The following is a 14007-nucleotide window of genomic DNA, read 5'->3' on the forward strand; positions in this document are numbered from 1 at the left end:
ATGTAGAAAAAAAATCAATGTGAATCGATGAAATTCGTGGACATTTTTAAAGTACAATTCGTTTTACCTCTAATGATCTTTGACCAAAATTAATCAGGAGTCCGAGTTTAAAGCCAGTCACTTTTAAGTAGTTCAAGACTTGGGCATCATGATCTGAGGACAACTCAGTAAGTGCTTTTATTTCTACGATTATCTTATTAAAGCATACAAAGTCAGCGATGTAGAACTTCGATAAAACCGACCCGTTGTGTCGTATTTTTAGAGATTCTTGAGCTTTTAAAGGGATTTTTCTGTTTAGCAATTCTAAATGCAGTGCTTCTTGGTATACAGCTTCCAAAAACCATTGCCAAGCTCTTTATGTACATCCATAGCAGCTCCTATTATTTCATATGTATTTGATTGGTAAAGTAGTTTCATCTATTCACTTAATTAAGTCTTGTGAAAAATTATCACATCTAAAAATATAAAAAATATGCAAATACGGGTAACCAGTGGATTTCGACTTGCATTGATGAGCAGTTTCAGTTACTTGATAGACCTTCCTGTGTGACATTACTAATTACCAAGCACAAGCTTTCCGTGCCAATACATCCGTGTAATCCGTGGACTTTGACGGGAAGGTACAGGATAGCAGCTTGTCCCGTTCTATCTAACTTGTTCGTGATACTGGGGATCCCCAGTGGTTTTTGTTGGACAAGTAACCCAAAATTAATACATATCATGAATAAGAAATACCTTTGGATATACTGCTTATCCTGTTTGCCGATAGTGTTTTCCTGTGCGGGGGAAAAGCAAAAAGAGACTTGGAGGGATGGGATCGTCGTGGATGAATTTATCTATGAAGAAGCACCTTACCCATCTTGTCATGCGTCTACTATCGCGGAGACACCGGATGGATTGGTGGCTGCTTGGTTTGGTGGCACCCATGAAAGGAACCCTGATGTAGGCATCTGGGTCAGCCACAGGAAAGACGGTAAGTGGACCGAATCCGTGGAAGTCGCCAATGGTGTGGTCAATGACACTTTGCGCTATCCCACTTGGAACCCAGTGCTTTATCAGGTGCCGGATGGAGTGCTTCAACTGTACTACAAAGTAGGTCCCCATCCTTCCAAGTGGTGGGGTATGCTGATCACTTCTATTGATGGAGGCCATACATGGTCTGAACCTAAAGTACTTCCTGACAGTGCCATAGGGCCAGTGAAGAACAAGCCTGTGTTATTGGATAATGGTGACTTGATTGCTCCTTCGAGCACCGAAGGAGATGGCTGGAATATCCATTTTGAAGTGACTTCGGACTTTGGCAAGACCTGGGAAAATGTAGGACCCATTGCCCGTGGTGAGGACGATATCAATGCCATCCAGCCCAGTGTGCTGGACCATGGTAGTGGAAAGCTTCAGGTTTTAGCCAGAACACGCAACAGGGCGATAGGGACCTCTTGGTCTGAAGACTATGGAGAGACCTGGACACCAATGGAGAAGTCCAATTTACCCAATAACAATTCAGGAACGGATGCAGTGACCTTGGAAGATGGTCGTCACCTTTTAGTGTATAATCACGTGCTTCCTCCAGGTGAAAAGGCTAAAGGACCGAGAACTCCCCTTAATGTTTCCATATCAGAAGATGGTATCCACTGGAATGCATCCTTGATCCTGGAAGATTCTGAAATCAGTCAATACTCTTATCCTTCCATCATTCAGTCGTCCGATGGAATGGTGCACATTGTGTACACATGGAGACGTGAGCGGATCAAATACGTAAAAATCGATCCCAGCAAAATGACGTCTTTACCCATCAAAGATGGCCAATGGCCAAAACTTCCAAAAGAGAACACCACAATGGAGGAAGCGGCTACGGAGTAAAAGCATCCAGTAGCAAGGCGCAAGTAAGCGCTACAAAGTAGATGGTCTTTTGTAGCTGGGGACTGCTTGATTTATAATCTTTCAATTTTCAAATATTCCAATTAACCAATTTTAAGTTGTGAACACCACATCCAATAATAGAAGAAATTTCATCAAATCCCTGGCCGTCATTGGTTCGGGGATTTTGTCAGGTCAAGCACTTTCTGCCTGTTCTTCCAGTCGTGGAATGGCAGGGACGGGGAAAGTGCGGTACAAAATAGCGGTCTGTGACTGGATGATTCTGAAACGCCAAAAACTCAGTGCTTTTGCTTTGGCCAATGAAATCAATGCCGATGGTATTGAGCTGGACATGGGTGGTCTGGGCAATCGGGATACGTTTGACAGTAAGTTGGGCGATCCAGCAGTGAGGAGGCAGTTTTTGGAAGAAGCCAAAAAGCAAGGGGTAGGGATCAGTTCTATCGCAATGTCCGGCTTTTATGCCCAGTCTTTTGCGGAGCGTCCCACTGTACCCCTTATGGTGCAAGATACCGTGGACACCATGGAAGGAATGGGCGTAAAAGTAGCCTATTTGCCGTTAGGAGTACAGGGAGACCTGGTAAAGCATCCTGAGCTTCGTCCGGCCATTGTGGAAAGGCTGAAAATGGCTGGTGCCAAAGCACAAGAAATCGGTGGTGTCATTGCAGTAGAAACTGCTCTGGATGCGGCTGGGGAGGTAACATTGCTGAAAGAAGTGGATTCTCCGGGGGTGAAAATCTCTTATAACTTCGCCAATGCCATTAAGAACGGGAAAGATATTCCGAGTGAACTGAAAACATTGGGTGCAGATAACATTGCCCAGATCCATTGCTCCAATACCGATGGGGAACTGATCGAAAACGATCCTGCGCTGGATATGCCGGCCATCAAGAAAACCCTGGACAAGATGGGCTGGTCCGGCTGGCTGATCATCGAACGGTCCCGGGATACAGATGATGTCCACAATGTCCGCGCGAATTACGGTGGTAATGTAGCCTATATGAAGTCAGTATTTCAAGATTGACATTTACTTTATCCGTCATTGGAAATGGAGAGAAGCGTAATGAGGTAATCTTGTGTACCGGGGAAAAGATTGCTTCGTTCCCGATACTAACTTAGTATGACGTAATCGACCTGAAAACTTACGATGCTGTTCCTGATCTTATATCAGGAACTATCATTAAGGAGGATTTCTCCCCCCTTACAATTACCCAAAAACTAACCGAAATGAAATTATTGACTCCCATTCTACTCTTGCTTTTAATTGTTGCCTGTCAGCAGCAAAAGGAGCAAATCACCATTCTCATTTCCGAAAATGCATCTAATAGGACGAATTTTGGAGCCGAAAAGCTGATCAAGACACTGGAAGCTTCTGGCGCCTACACCGTACAGCTGGAGAAGCTTGGTAGTGCTGATTCCAAAGGGAAAACCATTGTCATCGGTGAACAGAATGATCCTGCTCTGACTCAGTGGAAGCAGGAGTACTCGTGGAATGCTCCTCAAGAAGAACTTGCTGAAAAAGAGGCTTTTCAGATCAGTAATGCAGATGGGAATGTCCTTCTGGTAGAAGGGGTAGATCCTTCTGGGACGCTGTATGGTGCCGATGAGCTGGGCGATCAGCTTAAGGAGACAGGTGAAATTGATTTTCAGCAACAGCTTACGGATGGACCGGAGATGGTGCTTCGCGGAGCTTGTATCGGTTTACAAAAGACTTCCTATTTACCAGGAAGGGGTGTGTATGAATATCCGTACACACCGGAAAATTTCCCTTGGTTTTATGATAAGGAGCATTGGATAGATTATTTGGACATGCTGGTGGAAAACCGCATGAACTCTCTCTACCTATGGAATGGTCATCCTTTCGCCTCACTGGTGAGGTTGGAGGATTATCCATTTGCCGTGGAAGTGGATGACGAAACCTTCAAGAAAAACGAGGAAATGTTTCGTTTTATCACGGAGGAAGCTGATAAGCGTGGGATTTGGGTGATCCAGATGTTTTATAACATCATCGTGTCCAAGCCTTTTGCAGAACACTATGGCATCGAGACCCAGGACCGCAGTCGCCCGATCATTCCGTATATTGCAGATTACACCCAGAAGTCCATTGCCGCTTTTATTGAAAAATACCCCAATGTAGGCCTTTTGGTCGCCTTAGGGGAAGCCATGTCAGGAGAAGAAAACGATGTGCAATGGTTTACTGAAACGATCATCCCCGGCGTAAAGGATGGGTTGCAGGCATTGGGACGGACCGATGAGCCACCGATCATTTTGAGGGCCCACGATACCAATGCCCCTTTGGTGATGGAGAAGGCATTGCCGCTTTACAAAAATCTTTATACCACCCATAAGTACAACGGTGAATCCCTGACGACTTACGAGCCAAGGGGCCCCTGGACCGAAATCCACCGTAGCCTCAGTTCAAAAGGTAATATTCATATTTCAAACGTGCACATTTTGGCTAATTTGGAACCATTCCGTTACGGTTCACCGGATTTTATCCAAAAAAGTATTCAGGCCATGCACGATACCCATGGCGCCAATGCGCTCCACCTCTATCCGCAGGCCTCCTATTGGGACTGGCCTTATACGGCGGATAAGACCAAAAGCGGGGAGCGCTTGCTACAGATTGACAGAGATTGGATGTGGTATAAGGCTTGGGGACGCTATGCCTGGGACGGCAGGAGAGACCGGGAAGAGGAAATTGCCTATTGGAGTGAAGTGCTTGGAGAAGAGTATGATGGCGGTAAAGAGGCCGGTCGCCAGATCTTGACCGCCTATGAAGAAACGGGTGAAATAGCACCTAAGTTATTAAGGAAATTTGGCATTACCGAAGGCAACCGCCAGACCTTGCTGTTGGGGATGTTTGGCAGCCAGTTGGTCAATCCGTACAAATGGCGTGTCTATCCCGGCTTCCATTCTTCCTGTGGGCCATTGGGAGAAATCCTGATCGAATACGCCGAAAAGGAGCAAAACGGAACGCCACATGAAGGAGAGATCCCGCCGCAGCTCATAGAGGAAGTGGTAGCGCACGGTCGCAAGGCGGTGGAGGCCATTGACGCTGCTGCTCCTTCTGTAAAAGCCAATGAAGAGGAATTTGCGCGGTTGCGGAATGATGTCCATAGCTATAACGTGTTTGCCCAATTTTTCTCCGAAAAGGTAAAGGCCGCCATGGAGGTATTGGAGTTTAAGTATTCCGGCGATGTAGCAGATCTGGAAGAGGCTTTGCCCCACTTGGAGAAAAGTGTAGCCCATTTCAGGGACTTGGTGGAGCTGACGAAAGATGCCTACCTCTATGCCAATAGCATGCAAACATCCATGCGGAGGATTCCGATAGGAGGAGATGAAGGCAACAACAAACACTGGACTGAGCTGCTTCCGCACTATGAAAAAGAGTTGGCCAGTTTCAAGAGAAATATTGCTTTACTGAAGAACTCCGAGGACGGACAGCGGCCGGACATGAATGTGGCTCCATGGAAAACAGTGGATGTGGACTTAGGCTTGGATGCTGCCCGGTTTTCGGTGAACGAAAGCCAGAAGGTGTTTACAGACGATCCTGGCAAAATCATTCAGCTGGCCGATGAACTCAAAAACCTCAAGGGATGGATGCTGTCTTCAGAAAAACTGGACGAAGAAGGTATCACCCTGGAGTTCAGCAATGATCAGCCGATAAAATTGGTATTGGGGTATTTCAACACTGGAGACAAACACTTTTTGACACCGCCGACACTGGAAACCAATGCCATGGGCAATATGCGCGGAGAAGCGGAAGTCCAGCTGGCCAATGCCCTGCAAATTGAAGGTTTGCCACCAGTGAATGTCCATACTTATGAATTTGAAGCAGGTGAAAATACATTGACCCTGGAAGATGGGAAAGTGCTTTTTCTAGGGGCGATCGATGCCGGTCAGGAAATTACTTCAAGGGATGTAGGGCTGATAGATGATGAGCAGAAAGTGGCAGTGGACTGGGTATTTTATTAGAAGATACTGGACTTGAGATAGGAGAAAAGAGTAAAGGAAAAATGCAGATAGCAAAAATATAAGGTTGAGTCGGGAGACTCAGTCATTGTGCACCCGCGTCAGAGACGGCGGAACAACGTTAAGAGGCAGTTGTGCCAGGTCACTGCCCCGGTACTAAGAAATATTGAGTCCCTGCTTGGGCACAGCCCTCGTCATAACCAATAAACTAGACTTGAGATAGGAGAAAAGAGCTTGCTGTATCTCGCTCGCTCTCCGCCGCGGTGGGGAAGTCAGATGGGGTTGACTTGAAGTAAAGAGGAACCCTAGGGGATTTGTAATCCTCAAAAACAATATCATAAAATGAAAAAGATAAGCATTTGTATCACATCTGTAATGATCCTTTTTTTAGGATGTGTCTTCTCTGGAAAGGCCCAGGAAGTTCGGAAAGAGATTTCGCTGAACCAAGGGTGGAAAACCATTGCTTCCGGAGTGGCACCATTGCAAGAAGAGGGATTTGAAGAAGCTGGTTTTGATGCTGGCGACTGGCTTACCGTCGATGTGCCACACAATTGGGATCAATACGAAGGCTTCCGGCGAATGAAGCACGGCAATCGTCATGGTGCCGCTTGGTATCGAAAGGTTTTTAGCCCCCTTCCTGAAAATGAAGGAAAGCGGCACTTTTTGTTTTTTGAAGGAGTAGGCTCTTATGCTACTGTTTGGGTGAATGGTCAGGTTGTGGGCAAGCACGATGGCGGCAGGACCACTTTTACTTTGGATATTACCGATGCCCTACATTTTGGAGAGGAGAATGCCATTGCCGTAAAGGCTGATCATCCGGCATGGATAGCGGATTTACCTTGGGTATGTGGTGGCTGCTCTGGTGAGTGGGGCTTTTCGGAAGGTTCACAGCCCATGGGCATCTTCAGGCCAGTGACACTGGTGGTGACGGATCCTGTTCGCGTCGAACCTTTTGGTGTACATATCTGGAATGATGAAGAAATCTCTGCAGAATCAGCCAGGCTGCATTTGACCACAGAGCTCAAGAATTATGGTGCCTCCACCAAAGAGGTAAAAGTCGTCAACCGGTTTTTGGATGCCAAAGGGAATGAAGTAGATCGGCAGGAAAACCAGGTTTTATTGGCACCGGGAAAGTTGGATACGATCCGCCAAACATCAGCAATTATCAAGCAACCCAAGCTTTGGTCACCTGCCAATCCCTACCTCTATACCATGGAAACCGAGGTGTATGAAGGGGGACGTTTGATTGATAAAATAAGCACTCCTTATGGCATCCGCTGGATCAGTTGGCCTGCGGGTCGAAAAGATGGGGATCATCGTTTTTTTATTAACGGGAAGCCGTTATTTGTCAACGGGATTTGTGAATACGAGCACCTGATGGGAATGAGCCATGCCTTTACCGACGAGCAGGTAGCCTCTCGGGTAGATCAGATGCTGGCGGCTGGGTTCAATGCCTTCCGCGATGCCCATCAGCCCCATAATCTCAAGTACCATGAAGCTTGGGACCGGCAGGGGATCCTTTTTTGGACGCAGTTTTCAGCACACATCTGGTACGACACTCCTGAGTTTAAAGCGAATTTAAAAAAACTATTGCGTGATTGGGTAAAGGAGCGGCGCAACAGCCCATCGGTGGTGCTTTGGGGACTTCAGAATGAAAGTACCATTCCTAAGGCATTTGCAGAAGAGTGTACCCAGATCATCCGTGAAATGGATCCTTCCACTTCTTCCCAGCGACTGGTCACTACCTGTAATGGCGGAGAAGGTACCGACTGGAATGTCATCCAAAACTGGTCAGGAACCTATGGTGGTGATCCCCAGCAATACGGGGAGGAACTTAGCGAGCAAATCCTGAACGGGGAGTATGGCGCGTGGAGGACCTTGGACTTGCATACAGAAGGGCCATTTGACCAAAAGGGAGCCTACAGCGAGGACCGTTTTTACCAACTAATGCAAATTAAGGTACGGGAAGCAGATGAGCATAAGGACAGCCTGGCAGGTCAATTTCATTGGTTGTTCAATTCTCATGAAAACCCAGGCAGGATTCAAAACGGGGAAGGCTTTAGGGACATTGACAGGGTAGGACCGGTCAATTATAAAGGTTTGGTCACGCCATGGGAGGAGCCTACCGACGCTTATTACATGTACCGTTCTGAATATGCTCCCGCGGTTACTGAACCGATGGTGTACCTCGTCAGCCATACGTGGCCGGATCGCTGGATTAGTCCGGGGATCAAAGACAGCTTGGTGGTGTTTTCCAATTGTGAAGAAGTGGAGTTGTTTAATGCTGTAAACGGCATCTCCCTGGGAAAAAAATCCAATCCCGGAATGGGAAGCAATTTCCAATGGAACCAAGTAAATATCCGATATAATGTTTTGAAGGCAGTAGGCTATATGGATGGACAGGCAGTGGCAGAAGACATCATTGTTTTGAACCATTTCCCCAAAGCACCTGACTTTAGCGAGCTGCAAGAAAATACTGACCTGCTAAATGCCCAAAATGGCTATCATTACCTCTACCGGGTAAATGCCGGTGGTACGGATTATATCGACCAAAACGGACAGCGCTGGCAGGCCGATGTTCATCGCAGGGATGATCATTCCTGGGGATCGCTGTCATGGACGGATGATTTTGAGCATTTACCAGCTTTTTATGCCAGCCAGCGGAGAACATTCGATCCAGTTGGCGGTACGGCAGACTGGGGTTTGTTTCAGACTTTCCGGTACGGTAAGCATAAGTTGCGATATGAATTTCCACTACCGGATGGCGAATACCTGGTGGAGCTTTATTTTGTAGAACCCTGGTATGGCACAGGAGGCGGTTTGGATTGCAGTGGTTGGCGGGACTTTGATGTAGCCATCAGTGGAGATACAGTTCTACGAAACCTGGATATCTGGAAGGAAGCAGGCCACGACCAAGCTCTTAAAAAAACGGTCACCGGCAAAGCAAAAGAAGGTCTGCTGACCATTAGCTTTCCGAAAGTAACTACGGGACAGGCTGTGATTTCGGCGATTGCCATTGCCGGAAAAAAGGAGGGGGTACCAATTGCTCCGCCATCGGCAAAGACGATTACCGCTTTTGAATCTACGGCATCCACGGCCAAGGTGCAATCCTGGCTGGACACCGGACAGCCCCAATATACGGACGCTTCCACCGCTTTCAGTCAATTGCCCTACCGGCTTTATGGAGCAGACTGGATACAATTTCCTGTCGGGGCAAGTGAAGTGACTGGGAGTTTTTCCGCTTTACTCGCATCTAATGTGTATGTGCTGATGGACAGTGCAGCGACTTCGCTGCCGGATTGGATGGAAAATTTCACCCTAACAGGGGACCAGGCCTCCAATAGCAGAGAAGACCGTTTTAATGTCTACCAAAAGGCGTTGGAAAAAGGGGAGAAATTTACTTTTGGTGAAAATGGAAAATGTCCAACAGGCAAAGCGGCGATGTACAGCCTGGTATTGGTGCCGCATTATGAAATGGGAGAAGGGGAAGAGCAACGTCCAGTAGAAACACAAGAGGCAGAAACGGCCAGCATCGAAGGGGAGACGACGACTGGTAACTTTAAGGAAAGTGATTATATAGCCTTTGAGGGTGAAAACAGCTTCTCGTGGGAAGTCAATCCGGGTTTGGCAGGAACCTTCCTTATCCGGTTTCGGTATATGAATAATGATGATCATCCCAAAAAGGTAAGACTGCAAATTACCGCTTCCAATGGGGTAGTGATGCGGGACGATTTGATTCGGTTTCCAGTAGCCGATGTGAAATGGAAAATCCTGAATACTACCTCTGGTGGGCAGCTAAATGCCGGAAAATACACCATTAAGATTTCAGGAGAGAATTTGGTGGGATTGTGGCTAGATCGTGCGGAGTTTCAATGACGGGTCCATGATCAATGGCTCCAGTTCATGAATTACACTAATTCTGCTTTGTCAAATTAAGGAAGTACCTTGGTGAGACCGGTTTAAGAAAAATGAGCAGGCCGTTAAGAAAATGAATTAGCTCGCGTCGTGGAACAGCGAGATCCATTCATTTTCAGGCCGGAGCAGTTTTCTTAAACTAAATTGGGTAACGTATTATCCTCACTGGAAAACTAGTCCTTCCCAATTTAAAGGTATCACCACCGGACTGGATTTTTGGTCCTTTTCCATTGATGAAAAGGACGGAAACACAATTTATTCAATTATGCTTGGCTACGTGTATGATTGCGGAGACTCATAAATTAAATTATCAAAACTTTCGAAAAATGCCAGCAGTATCCTATTTTACTAATATCTTTAAGATGACCGTTGGGTCACCTAACATAATACATATGCATAGAGTCAAGAGTTTTTTTCTACTACTTTTCGTTTTAGCGCTTTGCTGGAATTGTACTGCACCAGATGATAAAGAGCGTCAGGTGATTGATTTTAACAGCGGTTGGCATTTTCAGTTGGGAGATCATCCCAATGCCATCAGTGCAGATTTTGATGTGTCCAATTGGCGGGAGCTAAATCTTCCCCATGACTGGAGTATCGAAGGGGATTTCAGTGAGGATCATCCGACCAAGCCAGAGGGAGGCGCTTTGCCTGCAGGAATAGGCTGGTACAGAAAAGCTTTTAGGCTTCCCACAGAGGCAAAGGAACAAAGCATTTGGATTGAGTTTGATGGGGTTTATAGAAACGGAGAAGTATGGATCAATGGCCATCGGTTAGGGATTCGCCCAAACGGCTACAGCTCTTTCAAGTATGACCTAAGCGAATTTTTGAATTACGGGGACGATGTAAATGTTTTGGCCGTTCGTGTGGATAATTCCCAGCAGCCCAACTCCCGTTGGTATACTGGGTCGGGTATTTATAGAAATGTACGCTTGATTCGTACGGGGAAAGTCCATGTAGAACACTGGGGAACCTATGTCACCACTCCCGAAATCACTGACTCTTCGGCTTCTGTAAATATGGAAGTGATGGTGAAGAATGAGGGATTTAATGAACGGAACCTGACTGTCCGGTCGACCATCTTGGATGCTGAAGGAGAAGAAGTGGCCCAGGAGGAACATTCCCTTACGCTTGGTAATGGTGAAAGTACCGATATCATGCAGCACTTTACTGTTCCCTCTCCCAAATTATGGTCCACAGAACAGCCATATTTATATAAAGTGGTCACCCAGGTTTTTGCAGGAATGCAGCTAATGGATGATTATCAGACGCCGTTGGGGATTCGGTATTTTGAATTTGATGCTAAAGAAGGTTTTTCCTTAAATGGAAAGCCAATGAAAATCCTGGGTGTTTGTAACCACCACGATCTTGGGGCTTTGGGCGCGGCAGTGAATAAGCGAGCCATCGAACGACGATTGGAAATCCTAAAGGAAATGGGGGTAAATGCCATTAGAACAGCTCATAACCCGCCAGCTCCCGAACTGTTGGAGCTCTGCGATGAGATGGGGTTTATTGTGCAGGATGAGGCTTTTGATGTGTGGAAAAAGAAAAAGGTAGATGCGGATAGCCACCTCTTTTGGGAAGAATGGCACCGTAGGGACTTGGAAGATCTGATCCTTAGGGACAGAAACCACCCGTCCATCATGATGTGGAGTATTGGCAATGAGATCCGGGAGCAGTTTGACAGTACGGGAATTAGCATTACCAAGGAATTGGTTAGAATCGTAAAGAGTCTGGATACCACACGCGTAGTGACATGTGCCCTGACCGAGAATATTCCATCGAAGAATTTTATTTACCAATCCAAAGCACTTGACCTGTTAGGGTTTAACTACAAACATAAAGACCATAAAAAATTCCCAAAATGGTACCCGGGCGAAAAGCTCATTGCCACAGAAAACATGTCGGCATTGGCCACAAGAGGCCAATATGACTTTCCTTCCGATACCGTAATGCGTTGGCCACAGGCTCATGATAAGCCATTGGAAACGGGTAATGACGATTTGACGGTTTCCGCTTATGATCAGGTTTCCGCTTACTGGGGCAGCACCCACGAGGAAACCTGGAAATCCATCAAGGATCAGGACTTTATGGCCGGGCTTTTCGTATGGACGGGATTCGATTATCTGGGAGAGCCGATTCCTTATCCTTATCCAGCGAGAAGTTCTTACTTTGGCATAGTGGATTTGGCAGGGTTCCCCAAAGATTCCTACTACATGTACAAAAGTGAGTGGACTTCCGATACGGTGCTGCATGTTTTTCCCCACTGGAACTGGGAAGAGGGGCAAGAGGTGGATGTATGGGCCTATTATAACCAAGCCGATGAAGTGGAATTGTTCCTGAATGGAGAATCTCTGGGAACCAAGAAAAAAGTAGGTGATGACCTTCATGTGATGTGGCGCGTTCCATACGAACCGGGAACCCTCAGGGCAGTGTCCAGAAAAGACGGTAAAGCGATATTGGAAAAGAAAGTTTTCACTGCTGGTGATGCCCAAAAGGTAACGTTGAATCCAGATCGAAAAATCATCAAAGCAGATGGGAAAGATCTCTCCTTTATTACCGTGAACATCTGTGATATGGATGGAAATATGGTGCCCAATGCCAATAATATGGTCAATTTCGAAATCCAGGGAGAAGGAAAGATTATGGGCGTCGACAATGGCTATCAAGCTAGTCTGGAACCTTTTAAGGCTAATTACAGGAAAGCATTTAACGGTAAATGCCTGCTGATCGTCCAATCCACAGGTGAGGCAGGCAATATTTCTATTCGTGCCACCGCAGAGCACCTACAGCCAGGGGAGATTGTCTTGGAGACGGTGGATTGATGGGGTATGAAAGAAATATGAAATGAACGGTCCAAGTTTTCAAACTTGGACCTAAACTTCCAAAAATCTTCGGGCTTTCATATTAATCTAAAATCGATAGGAGTTTGGCCATTGGAATGATTTAAAATGACTATTGGTAATTTTACACGTAGTGGGACAATTACAAATTCGATTTCGAAAGTTAATGGACTGGATTTTTGGTCCTTTAGATCAATGAAAATGCGTAGCATTCATGAAGACCTATTGAAAGCAATTTTACACCTGAATAAAAGGACGGAAACACAATTTATTCAATTATGCTTGGCTACGTGTATGATTGCGGAGGCTCATATAATTTAATGCTAATCCCATAATGACTTTCGCATTTCTCTTTTTAATTCATAGAAACTCAGGTACATATTATGAGTAGTCCTAAATAGCATTGATCCAGCCTCTGCTTGGAGGAATGATAGCTTCCGGTTTTCTAGAGGGATCAATTATCCTCACGCTTCCTCAACTGATTTTGGTACTTGCCAGGAGTGATGCCCGTTCGGTGCGAAAATGTAGTGGTGAAATGTTGTAGGGATGAAAAGCCACAGTTATAGGCAATATCCGAAAGGTCCATTCCATTGGGATCCAGGATTTGGGCTTTGGCCTTTTCTATTTTGAGGTTGATGATAAAGCTGTTTGGGGGATATCCGGTGAGCCGCTTTACTTCATCGGTGAATTTAGTCTTTCCCATCCCAAAGTGGCTGGCCATATCTTCTACGCCCCATTTTTTGGTGAGGTCGCTTTGCACCAAAGCAGTCAGTTGCTCAATAAAATGATCATCTTCATCGATCTTTGATTTGCGGTGTTTCAGGTCACGGTACAGCTCGATCAGTAAATTTTCAATGAGATTTCCAATGACCTTCGCGTAACCCTCTCGTTGATGCTGCAGTTCTTCCTTTATTTCAGAAAAGTACTTTTTGAAAAACCGTGCTTTTCTGAGCACCATACCTTTTTCGGCGGCAATCATATTGCCAAGCTCTTCCTGGAAGTCCGTGGACAACTTGGACCAACTGCCAAGCTGCAATGGAGCCCCAGGAGAAAAAGCATCAGGCTTTATAATCAGCCAATTGATCTGTCCCATGTCCATTTTTCCTGCCGGGCTGCCATTCCAATGCCATGGAGCGGTAATGGATAAGTCATCGGGCAGCAGTTCCACAGAGCGATTTTCAATGACCCAGTCGTATTTACCACTTTCGATAAAGTGAATTTCGATACCGTCATTTAGGTGTGGACGCATATTTTCATCCATTCGGACTTTTGAAAATTTCATGCTGCCAAATTGGTTGATAAAAGGAAGAGATGTGATGGGGCCGGGATTTTCCTCGTGGTACCAAATACCTGATTCACCTGCTTTTGATCTTCCTGAGGGGTGATGTTCACTATCAGTCAT

General features: G+C 46.1%; 7 protein-coding genes. 5 read left to right on the top strand and 2 right to left on the bottom strand.

Annotation, left to right across the window (positions count from 1 at the left end; all coding sequences use genetic code 11):
- Nucleotides 1–46: 46 nt before the first annotated feature.
- Nucleotides 47–337 (bottom strand): GxxExxY protein, encoded by a 291-nt coding sequence (locus FKX85_RS21885; protein ID WP_210416917.1) that lies wholly within the window; start codon nt 335–337, stop codon nt 47–49.
- A 383-nt stretch (nt 338–720) separates the two neighbouring features.
- On the opposite strand from FKX85_RS21885, the gene FKX85_RS07945 reads away from it, so the two are divergent.
- From FKX85_RS07945 to galB, 5 genes are all read left to right on the top strand, one after another.
- Nucleotides 721–1860 (top strand): sialidase family protein, encoded by a 1140-nt coding sequence (locus tag FKX85_RS07945; protein ID WP_141614224.1) that lies wholly within the window; start codon nt 721–723, stop codon nt 1858–1860.
- Nucleotides 1861–1978: 118 nt separating this feature from the next.
- Nucleotides 1979–2899: a sugar phosphate isomerase/epimerase family protein gene (locus FKX85_RS07950; RefSeq protein ID WP_141614225.1), complete on the top strand. Its 921-nt coding sequence runs from the start codon at nt 1979–1981 to the stop codon at nt 2897–2899.
- A 203-nt stretch (nt 2900–3102) separates the two neighbouring features.
- Nucleotides 3103–5853 (top strand): alpha-d-galacturonidase, encoded by a 2751-nt coding sequence (locus tag FKX85_RS07955; RefSeq protein ID WP_141614226.1) that lies wholly within the window; start codon nt 3103–3105, stop codon nt 5851–5853.
- A 339-nt stretch (nt 5854–6192) separates the two neighbouring features.
- On the top strand, nt 6193–9726 hold the full coding sequence (locus tag FKX85_RS07960) for a malectin domain-containing carbohydrate-binding protein (protein ID WP_141614227.1): 3534 nt from the start codon (nt 6193–6195) through the stop codon (nt 9724–9726).
- Between the two features lie 431 nt (nt 9727–10157).
- The gene (galB, locus tag FKX85_RS07965; protein ID WP_141614228.1) at nt 10158–12587 is read left to right on the top strand and encodes a beta-galactosidase GalB; all 2430 of its coding nucleotides are present in this window, start codon (nt 10158–10160) and stop codon (nt 12585–12587) included.
- Nucleotides 12588–13059: 472 nt separating this feature from the next.
- Here galB and FKX85_RS07970 read toward each other — a convergent pair whose 3' ends face one another.
- Nucleotides 13060–14007 (bottom strand): helix-turn-helix domain-containing protein, encoded by a 948-nt coding sequence (locus FKX85_RS07970; protein ID WP_141614229.1) that lies wholly within the window; start codon nt 14005–14007, stop codon nt 13060–13062.

The sequence above is a fragment of the Echinicola soli genome (assembly GCF_006575665.1).
Taxonomy (GTDB): domain Bacteria; phylum Bacteroidota; class Bacteroidia; order Cytophagales; family Cyclobacteriaceae; genus Echinicola; species Echinicola soli.